General features: G+C 72.2%; 10 protein-coding genes. 5 read left to right on the top strand and 5 right to left on the bottom strand.

What is annotated here, in order from left to right; translation table 11 throughout:
* A complete protein-coding gene (locus IW249_RS07015) occupies positions 1–2,193 on the bottom strand; it encodes a hypothetical protein (protein ID WP_196920005.1) in 2,193 nt (730 codons plus the stop codon).
* Between the two features lie 158 nt (positions 2,194–2,351).
* Here IW249_RS07015 and paaN point away from each other — a divergent pair, with 158 nt between their 5' ends.
* On the top strand, positions 2,352–4,025 hold the full coding sequence (gene paaN, locus IW249_RS07010) for a phenylacetic acid degradation protein PaaN (RefSeq protein WP_196920004.1): 1,674 nt from the start codon (positions 2,352–2,354) through the stop codon (positions 4,023–4,025).
* A 172-nt stretch (positions 4,026–4,197) separates the two neighbouring features.
* Here the strand turns inward: paaN and IW249_RS07005 are convergent, their stop codons facing one another.
* On the bottom strand, positions 4,198–4,728 hold the full coding sequence (locus IW249_RS07005) for a GNAT family N-acetyltransferase (RefSeq protein ID WP_196920003.1): 531 nt from the start codon (positions 4,726–4,728) through the stop codon (positions 4,198–4,200).
* A 317-nt stretch (positions 4,729–5,045) separates the two neighbouring features.
* On the opposite strand from IW249_RS07005, the gene IW249_RS07000 reads away from it, so the two are divergent.
* From IW249_RS07000 to groL, 3 genes are all read left to right on the top strand, one after another.
* On the top strand, positions 5,046–5,249 hold the full coding sequence (locus tag IW249_RS07000) for a cold-shock protein (protein WP_196920002.1): 204 nt from the start codon (positions 5,046–5,048) through the stop codon (positions 5,247–5,249).
* Positions 5,250–5,343: 94 nt separating this feature from the next.
* Positions 5,344–6,495: a YciC family protein gene (locus IW249_RS06995; RefSeq protein ID WP_196920001.1), complete on the top strand. Its 1,152-nt coding sequence runs from the start codon at positions 5,344–5,346 to the stop codon at positions 6,493–6,495.
* A gap of 272 nt (positions 6,496–6,767) precedes the next feature.
* Positions 6,768–8,390, top strand: coding sequence for a chaperonin GroEL (gene groL, locus IW249_RS06990; RefSeq protein WP_030490078.1), 1,623 nt, complete (start codon positions 6,768–6,770; stop codon positions 8,388–8,390).
* A 56-nt stretch (positions 8,391–8,446) separates the two neighbouring features.
* Here groL and IW249_RS06985 read toward each other — a convergent pair whose 3' ends face one another.
* The 3 genes from IW249_RS06985 to IW249_RS06975 all read right to left on the bottom strand — a co-directional run bounded on the left by IW249_RS06985 (position 8,447) and on the right by IW249_RS06975 (position 12,310).
* Positions 8,447–8,695 carry a hypothetical protein gene (locus tag IW249_RS06985; RefSeq protein WP_196920000.1) on the bottom strand — a complete coding sequence of 83 codons (249 nt, stop codon included), beginning with the start codon at positions 8,693–8,695 and terminating at the stop codon, positions 8,447–8,449.
* 78 nt (positions 8,696–8,773) lie between these two features.
* Positions 8,774–9,709, bottom strand: coding sequence for a GNAT family N-acetyltransferase (locus tag IW249_RS06980; protein WP_196919999.1), 936 nt, complete (start codon positions 9,707–9,709; stop codon positions 8,774–8,776).
* Between the two features lie 69 nt (positions 9,710–9,778).
* Positions 9,779–12,310, bottom strand: a complete 2,532-nt coding sequence (locus tag IW249_RS06975) for a S8 family serine peptidase (protein ID WP_196919998.1) — start codon at positions 12,308–12,310, stop codon at positions 9,779–9,781.
* Between the two features lie 79 nt (positions 12,311–12,389).
* On the opposite strand from IW249_RS06975, the gene IW249_RS06970 reads away from it, so the two are divergent.
* The gene (locus tag IW249_RS06970; protein ID WP_196924670.1) at positions 12,390–14,204 is read left to right on the top strand and encodes a glycerol-3-phosphate dehydrogenase/oxidase; all 1,815 of its coding nucleotides are present in this window, start codon (positions 12,390–12,392) and stop codon (positions 14,202–14,204) included.
* Positions 14,205–14,219 lie beyond the last annotated feature (15 nt).

Below are 14,219 nucleotides of genomic sequence, written 5' to 3'. Positions count from 1 at the left end.
TCACCGGTCGGTCCGTTCCAGGCGCCCGACCAGCTCACGGACCGCGGCGTGGAAGTCGTCGTCCGGAGTGAACCGGTGGCCCTGCACCGGTGGGGGCACGGTGTCGGTCGGTGGGATGAGCAGTCCCTTCGGATCCCGTACCCGACGGTCGACCCGGGCGGCCGGATCGTCGGGTCCGTCGACGGACGGGACGAACACCGGTCCGCCCACCGCGTCGGTGTACCGCCACAGGTTGATCCACCGCCAGGCCAACCGGCTGCCGACCTCGCGCACCATTTCGTCGCTGACGTACGCCGGGAAGATCCGCCGGTAGCGGTTGCCGAGCGGGGAGCCGTAGGTGAGCAGGGCCACCCGCCGGCGGCAGTGGTCGGGCAGTTGGAGGACCGTCGCCGCCGCGAGCACGCTGCCGTGACTCTGCCCGGACAACACCACAGCGTTCCCGTCGGCGGTGAGCTGCCCGATCCGGCGGGTCAGCTCCGGGACCGCCCGTTCGACGTAGCACGGCGGGGCGAGTGGATGCGCGGCACGCGGCCAGAAGGTGGCCAGCTCCCAGAGCACCCCGACCAGCCGGATCGCGCCGGACCGGTAGGCGACCAGCCCCAGCACGGCGAGGATCGCGGCGAACAGCCCGACCAGCAGAGCGCCCAGGTCGGTCACGAAGATCACCGGACGGGCCAGCGGCTCACCGCCCAGCCGCAGAGCGAGCGCACCAGGGCCGGGACCGACCACCGAGAGCCCGGCCGCCGCGAGGGTGAGCAGTGCCAACACCACGTACGCCGTGGCCAGCAGCCCTCCGAGCCGATCCGTCAGCCGGGCGCGGACGATCGCGTCGCAAACGGCCCGAGCCCGCTCGGGGGCCGCCCGGGAGGCTTCCGGATAGTCCCGTCGCACCAGTTCCTCGGCCTCCCGGCGGCGACGATCCCGGCCGATCCGGGGTACGAGCAGTGCCGTCACGAGCACCAGGAGCACGGCGAGGGAGAAGCCGAGGGTGGCCCAGCGGAAGGCGATCGGCGGCGACAACGGTGGCGCCCCGGGCGGCAGCGGCCGGGCGGGCGTCGGGCTGGAACCACGGTCCAGATACTCGGCGAGCCCGTAGGTCAGGCCCGAGTCGTAGGCGACGCCCAGCCCGATCGCGACGGTTGTCAGCACAGGCGCACCCAGCCCGGCCAGCAGGAAGAGGGGCCGAGGAAGGGAACGGCGCTGCACCACGACCACCAGGCCGAGCATCGCGAGCAGCACTACCTGCCCGGCGAACAGTCCGGCGGCCACCGTCCCGTACCCGGGCAAGGCCCCCTGGGCCGTCCACGGCGGCCGTGGCGCCAACGCGTAGCCCAGGGTCAGTACGGTGAGCGCGATGGCCGCCCAGCGGATGGTCCGCGAGCTCCACTGGTCCCGCTCTCCGCGCCGCTCTATCGCCGGCCGGCAGAGCAGCACCAGCGCGGCGGCGAGCAGCGCCACGTCCGCGGCCAGCAGCAGCCAGCCGGGCACTGTGGCGTCGTGCGGTGCCAGAACCAGCAGCAGAGTGATGTTGAGCGTGCCCAGCGCCACCGCGACGTGAACCGAGCGCAGGCGGCGCAGCAGCGACCGGGTGTCCCAGAAAGCGGGCGCGTCGAGCCGGTCCGCACCGACACCGGGCGACGGGTCGCTGTCCTCGGGAAGTTGCCAGGTCCGGGCACCGAGGCGCCAGATCAGGACGATCGCGATGATCGGCGGTACGGCCAGCAGCGCGAGCCGCTGCCCGGGTGGCACGCCGCCCAGCCAGGAGATCTCCCGCCGCCCCTCCAGACACCTCGGGTAGGCAGCGCACTGCCAGGCGATCAGGTCGACTGACACCCCGACGGCGGAGAGGACGTACATCGAGGTCATCGTCGCGGCGAGCAGTCGGCACAGCGCCCGCGCGGCCTGGCCGCCGCGACCGGTGACCGGAAGCATCCAGACGGCGATGTTGCTGAGCATGAACGGTAGGAGCAGGACCAGGGAGAACGTCCGGGTGGCGGTGCCGCCGGTCAGCCGGCTCCAGCGGTACGCCTCAAGCGTCACCCCGTCGCGGTCCGTAGGGGCACCGTAGCCGGGCCGCGGCCGGTAGAAGCCGGCGTTGTCGTCTCCGGCGACCCGCGCGACGATCGGTCGGTCGAGGATCGCCTCGGGTCCCTTGTCGGCGACCCCGTGCACCCGGATCTCGGTGATCCTCACCCGCCGCCCTCCCTGGCCGAAGGCCTGCGGTTACCCGCTGCCGCCGTGCGCAACCCCGCGGCCATCGGCGCTTCTGCTCCGGAACCCGACTGCGGCATGAGCCGCTGTCGGGCATTCGCGCTACTGCTCACGGACCGGGCTCAGGCATGATGGCGGGCATGACGGAGACCCCGCATCCCCTGTACGACAGGCACGCCGACACCCTCAACCGTGCGCTGACCGCGATCACGGAGCGGGGCTACTGGTCCGCCTATCCCGAATCCCCCAGCCCCCGGGTATACGGCGAGACCGCCGCCGCCGACGGTAAGTCCGCCTTCGAGGCGTACCTCGGTGGTGACTTTCCGCTCGACCAGCCCGGCAGCGGCGACCGGGTCGCCACCGAGACGAGCCCGTTCGGGGTGGAGTTGGCGGTGCGGTACCCGCACGCCGGCCCCGGCGAGCTGATCAGCGCCGCCTCCGCCGCGCTGCCGGCGTGGCGCGACGCCGGCCCGCAGGCCCGGGTCGGCGTCTGCCTGGAGATCCTCGACCGGCTGCACAAGCACATCTTCGAGCTGGCCAACGCGGTGCAGTTCACCAGCGGTCAGGCGTTCGTGATGGCCTTCCAGGCCGGTGGCGCGCACGCGCTGGACCGGGCGCTGGAAGCGCTGGCGTACGCGTACGCCGAGATGACCCGGCACCCGGGCACGGCGGGCTGGGAGAAGGCCGCCGGCAAGGGTGACCCGCTGCGGATGACCAAGACGTTCCACGTGGTGCCGCGTGGGGTGGCGCTGGTGATCGGCTGCAATACCTTCCCGACCTGGAACTCGTACCCCGGCCTGTTCGCCTCGCTGGTCACCGGCAACCCGGTGATCGTCAAGCCGCACCCGCGCGCGGTGCTGCCGCTGGCCATCACCGTGAAGTACGCCCGGGAGGTGCTCGCCGAGGCCGGGTTCGACCCGAACCTGATCATGCTGGCGGCCGAGGCGCCCGGCGAGAAGCTCGCCAGCGACCTGGCCCTGCACCGCTCCGTCAAGATCGTCGACTTCACCGGCTCCACCGAGTACGGCGACTGGCTGGAGACGCACGCCCGGCAGGCATCGGTCTACACCGAGAAGGCCGGCCTCAACACCGTCGTCATCGACTCCACCGACGACTTCGCCGGCATGTGCCGCAACCTCGGTTTCACGCTGACCCTCTACAGCGGGCAGATGTGCACCACCTCGCAGAACATCCTCATCCCGGCCGGAGGCATCGAGACCGACCAGGGGCACAAGAGCTTCGACGAGGTGGCCGGCGGAATCGCCGCCGCCGTCGGCAAGCTCACCGCGGACCCGGCCCGAGGTGTGGAGCTGACCGGCGCCATCGTCAACGACGGGGTGCTGGAGCGGCTGGCCGAGGTGACCAAGGTCGGCGAGCCGGTGCTGGAGTCGCGGAACGTCGCCCACCCGTCGTACGCCGACGCCGTGGTGCGTACCCCGACGATCGTCAAGCTGACCGCGGACGACACGGAGACGTACGGCCGGGAATGGTTCGGGCCGATCTCGTTCGCCATCGCGACCGACTCCACAGCGCACAGCCTGGAACTGCTGCGCCGGACGGTCGGCGAGAAGGGCGCGCTCACCGCCGGGGTCTACTCGACCGACGAGGCCGTGCTGGACGCGACCGAGGCGGTGGCGGTCGAGGTCGGGGTGCACCTGTCCTGCAACCTCACCGGCGGTGTCTTCGTCAACCAGTCGGCGGCGTTCTCCGACTTCCACGGCAGCGGGGCCAACGCGGCGGCCAACTCGGCCCTGACGGACGGGGCGTACGTGGCCAACCGGTTCCGGATCGTGCAGTCTCGCCGGCACGTCTGATCTTTGGTTGCGGTTGTGGGTTTCCGGGGCAGCCCGACCCACTCCGGGCGGTCAGGCTTGATCCCTGCGCGGGTCGGGCTGCCCCGGAAACCCTGCCGTGGGCACGACGGTGGCGTCGCTGCACGCTTTCTAGGGCATCAGATGGTTCTGCCTTGGGATGAGTTCTCTTGGTTTAGGCGGTTCGGCGCATCTGTAGCTCGGTGAGGGCTGGGATGGTGGGGTGGGGCACCCGTACGCCGGTGTCCTTGAAGCCCAGGCGCTGGTAGGCGCGGTAGGCGCGGTCGTTGCCGACCACCACTTCCAGTAGCAGCTCCGGTCGGCCGCAGGCTCGGGACCAGGCGGCCACCCCGTCGATCAGTTCGCCGAGCAGCCCACTGCCGCGCCAGGTCGGCGTGACGTACACGGCGTAGATCACGGTCAGCCCGGGTTCGTTCGGGGCGGTGGTGCCACCGGCGTGGCCGACCAGCCGGCCGCCCGGGTCGGCGATGAACTGCGCGTTGCTGGAACCGGCCGAGGTGTACGCGACGCGGGCGGCGTACTCGTTGTGGGGTCGGGCCGCCGCGTCCGCAAGGGTCTCCAGAAAGGCCAACGGCGCGTCGGCCAGCATCTCCAGGCGCAGCGCCCGGGCCCGGGCGGCGTCCTCCGGTCGGACCCGGCGGATCTCCGCGAGCCGCGGGGCCAGCGAGCCCATGTCGGTGGTCATGCCCGCATGCCTACCACAGCGGATTTTCGTGGGCTGCGCCCGATAGCCGTCACCGCCGGGGGCGCCTCGGGGCCCTTCGCCCATTCGCAATGACGCGCGCGAATCCGGTGGATCGGGAATCCGACCGGTCAGTGCGGCTGCTTTGCCCCCGAAGTGTGTCTGATTTGTGGCAGTGCGCGGCCGTCAGTGCTCGTGTAACGTGCGATTTCGGTCACCTGATTCAATGGCGGTCATCGATCGCTGAGTCGGTGGTCGGGGCACCCGGCCGCGCCGTGCGCCGGGTCAGGCAAGACCGCGCAGAGTGAGGGAAGTGCACCGTGGCACAGGGCACCGTGAAGTGGTTCAACGCCGAGAAGGGCTACGGCTTCATCGCCGTCGACGGCGGTCAGGACGTGTTCGTCCACTTCTCCGCCATCGAGATGGACGGTTACAAGGCGCTGGACGACGGTCAGCGGGTCGAGTTCGAGGTCGCCCAGGGCCAGAAGGGCCCACAGGCGGAGCACGTACGCGTCATCGGCTGAACTTCCTGGCCGATCGCCCCGTGAGTCGGGGCTGCGGCAGGGGCCCGCAGCCGGGAAGATCGTGAACCGTTCCAGCCGATGCTGAGGAGCGTTCATGACCGACCAGCCACCCCCGCCCACTCCGTCCCCCGGGTCGGGGGAGCCGGACCCGTCCTCGCCCGCCGGCAGCCCCGGCCACTCCGGTCCGCCGCCCGGCTGGGGGCCGGGCATGCCTCCGGCCGGCCACTCCGGTCCGCCGCCCGGCTGGGATCCCGCGCAGGGTGCCTGGGGTGCGGCCCCGCCGCCGCAGGGCTGGGTGTTCCCGCCCACCGGGGGTTACCCGCCCGGGTCGGGTCCCTACGGCGGGCAGCAGTGGTATCCGGGGGCGCCGGTTGGCTGGTACCCGCCGGGTTACGGGTTCGACCCGAACGATGCCCTGGTCACGCCGCCCGGTGCCGGCATCGGCGGTTGGTTCAACAGGTGCGGGGGAGCGCTGCGTCGGGGCTGGCGGCAGTTGGTGCCGATCATGCTGCTCACCCAGGTGCTGCCGGCGGCGGTGCTCTCGGTGATCGCCCTCGGGGTGGACCCGTCGGCGAAGTGGGCCGCCCAGGCCGATGGTGCTCCTGGCGCCGCGCTGCCGGACAACTTCGCCGCCGAGTTGGGGAGCCTCCTCCTCGTGCTGGTCGGCGGCAGCCTGTTGGTGGGCGTGGTGCAGGCCGTCGGGTGGGCCTCGGGCAGCTGGGTGATCACCCGCCAGGCCGCCGGTCAGCCGGTCAGCCTGGAGTCGGCGCTGCGCTACGGCTTTCGTCGGGCGCTCGGGCTGTGGGGCTGGACCCTGTTGGTCAGTCTGCTCATCGGCGTCGGTGTCTGTTTTTGCGTGCTGCCGGGCATCTACCTGGCCTTCGCGCTGAGCATGGCCGGCCCGGTCTATCTCTTCGAACGCCACAACCCGATCGGTCGTTCGTTCCGGATGTTCCACGACCGGCTCGGCCTGCTACTCGGGCGGGTCGCCCTGGTCGCCCTGGCGGTGATCATCGTGAGTGTGGTCTCCAGCTCCCTGGAGGGGGTGGGCACCTCCGCCTTCGGTACGGATCCGTTCGCGTCGCCGGGTAACGCGGCCGGAGTGGTGGTCGTGATCGGGATCACCGCCGTGCTGGCCCTGCCGGCCCACCTTGCCCAGATGATCGGTCTGCTGGTGACGTACGCCGAGCAGCGCGCCCATGAGGCGCCGGTGAACAGCCCTGGACTGGCTGCGGAACTCGGCTGAGCGGCGGCATCGTGCTTGCACTCGGCAGGGGAGAGTGCTAAACAAGTCATTGGCACTCGCATACCGTGAGTGCCAATGGTCGGGACGGTGGGGCCAGGTTGCACCGGCGTGGAGACGCCGGGGCGACACATGGCCGGTCGTCGCGGGCTATCCGGCCCGGCCGAAGGACGTCGTCGTCGCCAGGTGGCGACGTCCCAAGGTGCGTACACCAGGCGGCCCATCCGGGGCACACATCTCGGGTGGCCCGTGAGTGTCCAGGAGGACAACGCCGTATGGCCAAGATGATCGCGTTCGACGAAGAGGCGCGCCGCGGCCTCGAGCGGGGCATGAACCAGCTCGCCGACGCCGTAAAGGTGACCCTCGGCCCCAAGGGCCGCAACGTCGTGCTCGAGAAGAAGTGGGGTGCCCCCACCATCACCAACGATGGTGTGAGCATCGCCAAGGAGATCGAGCTCGAGGACCCGTACGAGAAGATCGGCGCTGAGCTGGTCAAGGAGGTCGCCAAGAAGACCGACGACGTTGCCGGTGACGGCACGACGACGGCGACCGTCCTGGCCCAGGCCCTGGTTCGCGAGGGCCTGCGCAACGTGGCCGCTGGCGCCAACCCGATGGCCCTGAAGCGGGGCATCGAGGCTGCTGTCGCGAGCGTCTCGGAGGAGCTGTCCAAGCTCGCCAAGGACGTCGAGACCAAGGAGCAGATCGCCTCCACCGCCTCCATCTCCGCTGGCGACAGCACCGTCGGCGAGATCATCGCCGAGGCGATGGACAAGGTCGGCAAGGAAGGCGTCATCACCGTCGAGGAGAGCAACACCTTCGGGCTGGAGCTGGAGCTCACCGAGGGTATGCGCTTCGACAAGGGCTACATCTCGGCCTACTTCATGACCGACCCGGAGCGTATGGAGGCCGTCTTCGACGACCCGTACATCCTGATCGCCAACAGCAAGATCTCGTCGGTGAAGGACCTGCTCCCGATCCTGGAGAAGGTCATGCAGTCGGGCAAGCCGCTGCTGATCATCGCCGAGGACCTGGAGGGCGAGGCCCTCGCCACCCTGGTGGTCAACAAGGTCCGTGGCACCTTCAAGTCGGTCGCCGTCAAGGCGCCGGGCTTCGGTGACCGCCGCAAGGCCATGCTGACCGACATCGCCATCCTCGCCGGTGGCCAGGTCATCAGCGAGGAGGTCGGCCTCAAGCTCGACGCCGCCAGCCTCGACATGCTGGGCCGCGCCCGCAAGGTCGTGGTGACCAAGGACGAGACCACCATCGTCGACGGTGCCGGTGACGCCGAGCAGATCCAGGGCCGGGTCAACCAGATCCGGGCCGAGATCGACAAGAGCGACTCCGACTACGACCGGGAGAAGCTGCAGGAGCGGCTGGCCAAGCTGGCCGGCGGCGTTGCGGTGATCAAGGTCGGCGCGGCCACCGAGGTCGAGCTCAAGGAGCGCAAGCACCGCATCGAGGACGCCGTTCGCAACGCGAAGGCGGCCGTCGAGGAGGGCATCGTCCCGGGTGGTGGCGTCGCGCTGGTTCAGGCCGGCAAGACCGCCTTCGACAAGCTCGACCTGGTCGGCGACGAGGCGACCGGTGCGAACATCGTCAAGGTCGCGCTGGACGCCCCGCTGCGGCAGATCGCCGTCAACGCCGGCCTTGAGGGCGGCGTCGTGGTGGAGAAGGTCCGTAACCTCGAAGCGGGTCACGGTCTCAACGCCGCCAACGGCGAGTACGTCGACCTGCTGGCCGCGGGCATCATCGACCCGGCCAAGGTGACGCGCTCGGCGCTGCAGAACGCCGCTTCCATCGCGGCGCTCTTCCTCACCACCGAGGCTGTTGTCGCGGACAAGCCGGAGAAGACCCCGGCTGCCCCGGCTGGCCCGGGTGGCGGGGACATGGACTTCTGAGTCCAGTTCTTACCCCGAACGGGGCGGGCCGCTGACGCGGTCCGCCCCGTTCGTCGTCAGGTCGGTAGTGGGCGCTGGTTGCGCCGTTTCTGTGCCCGGTTGTACGGCGGAGGCAGTGTGATCGGCGCGTCCACCATCTCCTGCGGTTCCTCGGCCACCGAAGGCTCGCCGTCGGTGCTCATCTCGGCCAGTTGCTCGGCGTCGCCGTAGTCGAGCCGGTCGAACGGCAGTTGGCCGGGGAGTTCACCCACCGGTTTCCAGGTGATCGGCGGGCCGTCCTCGGTCTGGTTGTCATCCGTGGTCATGGCTGCCTCCTCTACCAAAACGGTAGGGGGCGGCGATAGCCGATGCGGGCGAATGGATCTATGTCCTGTTTGTCCCGGTTACGCCGTCGGTAGGCTTCGCCGGTACAGGAAGAAGACCCGCTCGATCCGCGCTCCCGCGCTGCCCGAATAGAACAGCACCGGCCCCACCCAGCCAATCTGGGCCCGGTCCAGCCCCGCCGCCCGCTGGTCCCGCAGGCAACGCCGCAGCAGCACCCCACCGATGCCCGACCCCTCCGCGGCCGGCGCGGTGCCCATCGGCCCGAACCAACTCGGCCGGGACGACCCGTACGCGGCGAAGCCGAGCACCTCGCCGTCCCGCTCCGCCAGGTGACAACCGGCGTCGGCGCGCCCCACCGACCCGGCCAACTCGCCGTCCCACGAGCCGCCGAAGGTGGACCTGGCGAACGCCGTCAGCGCCGGCAGGTCCGCAGGCTCCGCCCGGCGTACGGTGACGCCCTGGTCGGCCAGCCGCCGCTCCGCCGCCTCGGTGGACCGCAGTGCCGGCGACCCGTCGTACGACAGGTCGGCCGTCATGTTCCAGGCGGTCCGGTCCTGCTGGTAGCCGAGCGCGAGGGCGGCGCAGACCGCCGGCGTGTAGCGGACGTCGATGCCCGGCCACGCGTAGTACGGCGGGTTTCCGGCCAGCAGCACCTCGATCGCCCCGCGCTCGCCGAGCACCCGCTCGGCCCGCTGGAGCAGCGCCCGGCCGACGCCCCGACGCCGCTGATCCGCACGGACCGCGACCAGATCCACGTGCCCGATCCCCGGCTCGGTGGACGACACCGAACAGATCAGCACCCCGACCAGGTCCGCACCCCGGTACGCGCCCAGCCCGACCACCGTCCGGTCGGCGGCGGCCCGGGTCCAGAGCACGTCCACGATGGAAGACGCCTCGGCGGCGTCCTCGGGCAGGTCGAGAGCCTGCTGACAGAGCTGTACGACGCTGGGGGCCAGGTCGGCGGTCAGCTCGGTGACGGTGATCTCGGCGTCCATGGTCGCCGACCCTAGATCACCGGGTGGAGAGGCGCATCCTCGGCTCAGCGCTTCAGGAAGGAAACCTGCCTATTGTTGGGCGGCGCGAACGGCGGCGTAGGCGTCGACCTGGCCGGCGCCGGTGACGTTCGACGGGCCACCGCAGGCGTCGGAGGGGCTGTCGGAGCGGTAGGTGGGCGTCGCCGCCGTGGCGGTGTCCCGGAGGATCTGCCGGGTCCGGGTCACGTCGCCGACCAGTGCCGGGTTCGCCGACCACATCAGCGCCACCACCCCGGCCACCTGGGGGGTCGCCATCGACGTGCCGTCCAGCGCGGCGTACGTGCCACCCGGCATGGCCGACACCACCCCCACCCCCGGTGCCAGCACGTCCGGCTTACCCGACCCGCCCGGCACCGGTCCGCGCGAGGAGAACTCGGCGACCCGCCGCTGGGCGTCCACAGCACCCACCGTCAGCACGTCCGCGTACGGGGCTGGCGGATCGTCGATCGACGCGCACCACGGGCCGGTGTTGCCGGCCGCGGCGACCACGAAGATCCCGGCGGCGTCCAGGGCGGCGGTGGCCGGCCGCAGGACCCGCTGGTCGCAACCCTCGATCGACGGGCAGCCCCACGAGTTGGTCAGCACCTGCGGGGCACGCTCCGGCCGGCCGTCGGTGAACGGGTCACCGCCGGTCGGAAAGGGCGCCAACATGAACTGGAGACAGTTCAGGTAGTGCGCGGGGCTGCCCAGGTTGCGGTCCAGGTTGACGCAGCCCACCCACTGCGCGTCCGGGGCCACCCCGATGCCGTCCCGCCCGACCGCGCTGCCCACCGTGTGGGTGCCGTGCCCACCCTGGTCGGTCGGGCGCCGGGTGTCGTCCCACGGGTCGTACCAGGAGTCGTCGCCGCCCCGGAACCCGGCTTGCAGCGCCGGATGGGTGCCGTCCACCCCCGAGTCGGAGCTGCCGACCACGATGCCCGTGCCGGTGACCCGGAGTTGGGACCACACCCGGTCGGCACCGATCTGGCGGATGTTCCACTCCGGGCCGGTGGGCTTGGGCGCGCTGCCCCGGTTCTGCCCGGCCGGGGCCGGCAGCGGGCGCAGGCGCTGGCTGACCAGCACCCGGGCCACCTCCGGTCGGCGGGCGAGCCAGGCCCGCACCGCCGGGCCGCCGTCCACCTCGACAGCGTTGACCAGGTAGTACGACACCGGGTCGAGTCGCAGCCGGTTCAACCCCCGCAGCAGGTCGCGCTGGCTCTGCTCGGCGGTCGTCACCAGCCGCCGGTAGACCTCCGCCGCGCGGGCGTCCCGCCCGGCCCGACCCGGCGCGCCCGCCGGGAGGCCACCCAGGTCGGCCTGCGCGCGCAGCACCACGAAGAGCCGCTCGCCGTACAGGCCGGGCTGACCGGGGCCGAGGTCGACCACGCCGAACGCCACCAGCAGCACCACGGCCGCCACCGCGGCGGCCCGCCTGTGCGGGGTACGTGCCGTCGGCCGGGCGAGCAGCACCGCGTACCCGATGGCGACCAGGAGCGCGACGGCGAGCCCGACGCCGGCCGCGGCCGCCACCCAGAACGGGACGTCGCGGGTACCGACCAGCAGCAGGGTGATCTCTTCCGGGTCGGTGAAGGCCAGTGGGCCGAGCGCCGCCAGGCCCACGAGCCAGCCGGTCGCGGTCCGGCCGGCACGGGTGGCCTCGGCCGGGTCGGCGCCGGACCGCCAGGTCGCCGCCCAGAGCGCGGCCAACGCGAAACCCACCGGCGGCACTGTCAGCAGCGCTGGCAACTGCGCGCCGGACTGGCCCGCCCCGGCCGCGAGCAGCAGCAGCGCCACCCCGGCGACCAGGCCGCCCACCAGCACCAGCCGAGCCGGCCGGGGCGGTCGCCCCACCGCGAACAGGGACCAGAAGGGGGCATCCAGCAGGGTCGCGGCCAGCACCCCGAGCGCGGCGGCCGCCAGCAGCGCGAGTGCGGTCTCCAGGAGGCCGCCGAGCGCGCCCAACCAGGCCCACGGCAGCAGCAGCGCCAACCCGGCGGCAACCGCGAGCAGCGGCACGGAGCCGGGCCGGCGCACGCGCCGTCCGACCGGCTCCGCGTTCCCGGTGGCCTCGGGCCGCGTGACGTCGCCGTTTCCGGCGGGTGCCGGGCCGCCGACAGCTTCAACCAGCCCGGGGTACGCCCACCGGCGCGCCGACCAGCACACGGCGAGTGCGCTGAGCAACGCGACGCCGGCCAGCGCGGCGAGGTACGCCTCGTGGTGCACAGGTGGCACGACCCGCAGCAGTGTGAGCACGCCGAGAGCGAGCGCCCCGATCAGCCAGGCCCGCCCGGTGGCCCGGACCGCTGCCGACCGGGGCAGCACGGCAAGCAGCAGGGCGGGCGTGCCGAGCAGCACCACGGTGGCCAGGCCGAGCACCGGCCAGAGCCAGCCGAGCCGGTCCCGCCCGAAGCCCAGCAGCACCTGGTCGGTCAGCCAACCACCGGTCTGGGTGCCCACTGTGACCGCAACAGTCCAGCAGCCGACGAACACGGCCGCGACCACCGGCCACGGGCTGGCCCTGCCTGCCGGCGGCGTGGGGGGAGGCGGCATGTGACCCGCGGGTGGCGGAGGCCCGACCTGCATGACTCGCACAGTACGGGGCGGGCGGCGAATGTCGACTCGGTGGCACGGCGGTTACGGTGGACGGGTGCGCGACCCCAATATCTCCCGATCCGTCGCCGGTCAGCTCTCACCGGTCCGCCGTGCGTCCGACCTGCGTCGACTGCGCGCCGAGCGCTTCGACGTGCTGGTCATCGGGGGCGGGGTGACCGGAGCCGGCGCGGCCCTGGACGCGGCGTCCCGGGGCCTGAAGGTGGCGCTGGTCGAGGCGCGTGACCTTGCCGCCGGGACCTCCAGCCGGTCCAGCAAACTCATCCACGGTGGCCTGCGCTACCTGGAGCAGTTGGAGTTCCACCTGGTCCACGAGGCGCTCACCGAGCGCGGCCTCCTGGCCACCCGGCTCGCGCCGCACCTGGTACGCCCGGTGCCGATCATGGTGCCGCTGCCGGCCGGGCGGGGCCTGCGGGACCTGCCGGCCCGGATCTTCCGCCGCTCGTACTACGGCGCGGGGGTGGCCGCGTACGACGCCTTCGCCGGGGTCTTCGGCGGTGGCCGGGGCATGCCCCTGCACCGGCACCTGACCCGGGAGGGCGCGCGACGGATCTTCCCGAGTCTGCGGGCCGACGCGCTCGCCGGGGCGATCCGCTACTACGACGGGCAGGTCGACGACGCCCGGCTGGTGGTCACCCTGGCCCGCACTGCGGCCAGCCTCGGCGCCACTGTGGTGAGCAGTGCCCGTGCCGTCGGGTTGATCCGGCAGGCGCGCGAGGTGACCGGCGTCCGCGTCCGGGACCTGGAGGCGCCGCCGGGCTCGCCGAACGCGGAGTTCGAGGTTCAGGCCCGCACCGTCATCGCCGCCACCGGTGTGTGGAGCGACGACATGTCCCGGATGCTCAACGACGTGGGCCTGCGGCCCGGCGTCCGGGTGCGCGCCTCCAAGGGGGTCCACCTGGTGGTGCCCCGCTCGGCGATCACCGGTGAGACGGGGCTCATCCTGCGTACGGCGAGTTCGGTGCTCTTCGTCATCCCGTGGGGTGGGCACTGGATCATCGGCACCACTGACACCGACTGGCGGCTGGACCGTTCCCACCCGGCCGCCTCGGCCCGCGACATCGACTACCTGTTGCAGCAGGTCAACACCGTCCTGGACCGGCCGCTGACCACGGCTGACATCGAGGGCGTGTACGCCGGGCTGCGGCCGCTGCTGGCCGGCGAGGCGGACTCCACCTCGAAGCTCTCCCGCGAGCACGCGGTCTTCGAGCCGATGCTCGGGCTGCTGCTGGTGGCCGGTGGCAAGTACACGACGTACCGGGTGATGGCGTCCGACGTGGTCGACCGGGCCGCTCGCCGGCTCGGTGGCGCCCGCTCGTCGCGCACCGCGGACCTGCCGCTGCTCGGCGCCGACGGGTACCCGGCGATGTGGCGGGACCGGGCCGACCTGGCTCGCCGGCACGGCGTGCCGGTGGGCGTGGTGGAGCACCTGCTGGAGCGGTACGGCACCCTCACCCTGGACCTGCTGGCGCTTGTCGACGCCGATCCACTGCTGGCGTCTCCGCTGGCCGGTGCCCCGGAGTACCTGGCGGCGGAGGTCGCCTACGCGGCGCGGGCCGAGGGAGCGCTGCACCTGGAGGACGTGCTGACCCGGCGGACCCGGATCTCGTTCGAGACCAGCCACCGGGGGTTGGAGTCGGCGGAGCACACAGCGGAGTTGATGGGCGCGGTGCTCGGTTGGGACGCGGCCACCCGGGCTCGCGAGGTCGAGCACTACCGCGCCCGGGTGGAGGCGGAGCGGCAGTCCCAGTTGATGCCGGACGACGCGGCGGCGGACGCGGCCCGGCTCGGCGCTCCGGACGTCCGGGGTTACGCCGCTGACCGGGGCGACGACGATCAGGTGGAGCTGCGCCCGTCCGCTCGATGACGAATTGCGACGTTA

The sequence above is a fragment of the Micromonospora vinacea genome, assembly GCF_015751785.1.
GTDB lineage: Bacteria > Actinomycetota > Actinomycetes > Mycobacteriales > Micromonosporaceae > Micromonospora > Micromonospora vinacea.
The sequence above is the reverse complement of the archived record's forward strand: the minus strand, read 5'-3'. Positions and strand labels throughout refer to the sequence as shown.

Excerpts from the sequence above, each read along its gene's own strand:
- IW249_RS06975 (WP_196919998.1), bottom strand. The coding sequence starts at position 12,310 with ATGCAGGTCGGGCCTCCGCCACCCGCGGGTCACATGCCGCCTCCCCCC.
- IW249_RS06985 (WP_196920000.1), bottom strand. The coding sequence starts at position 8,695 with ATGACCACGGATGACAACCAGACCGAGGACGGCCCGCCGATCACCTGG.
- IW249_RS06980 (WP_196919999.1), bottom strand. The coding sequence starts at position 9,709 with ATGGACGCCGAGATCACCGTCACCGAGCTGACCGCCGACCTGGCCCCC.
- IW249_RS06995 (WP_196920001.1), top strand. The coding sequence starts at position 5,344 with ATGACCGACCAGCCACCCCCGCCCACTCCGTCCCCCGGGTCGGGGGAG.
- groL (WP_030490078.1), top strand. The coding sequence starts at position 6,768 with ATGGCCAAGATGATCGCGTTCGACGAAGAGGCGCGCCGCGGCCTCGAG.
- paaN (WP_196920004.1), top strand. The coding sequence starts at position 2,352 with ATGACGGAGACCCCGCATCCCCTGTACGACAGGCACGCCGACACCCTC.
- IW249_RS07005 (WP_196920003.1), bottom strand. The coding sequence starts at position 4,728 with ATGACCACCGACATGGGCTCGCTGGCCCCGCGGCTCGCGGAGATCCGC.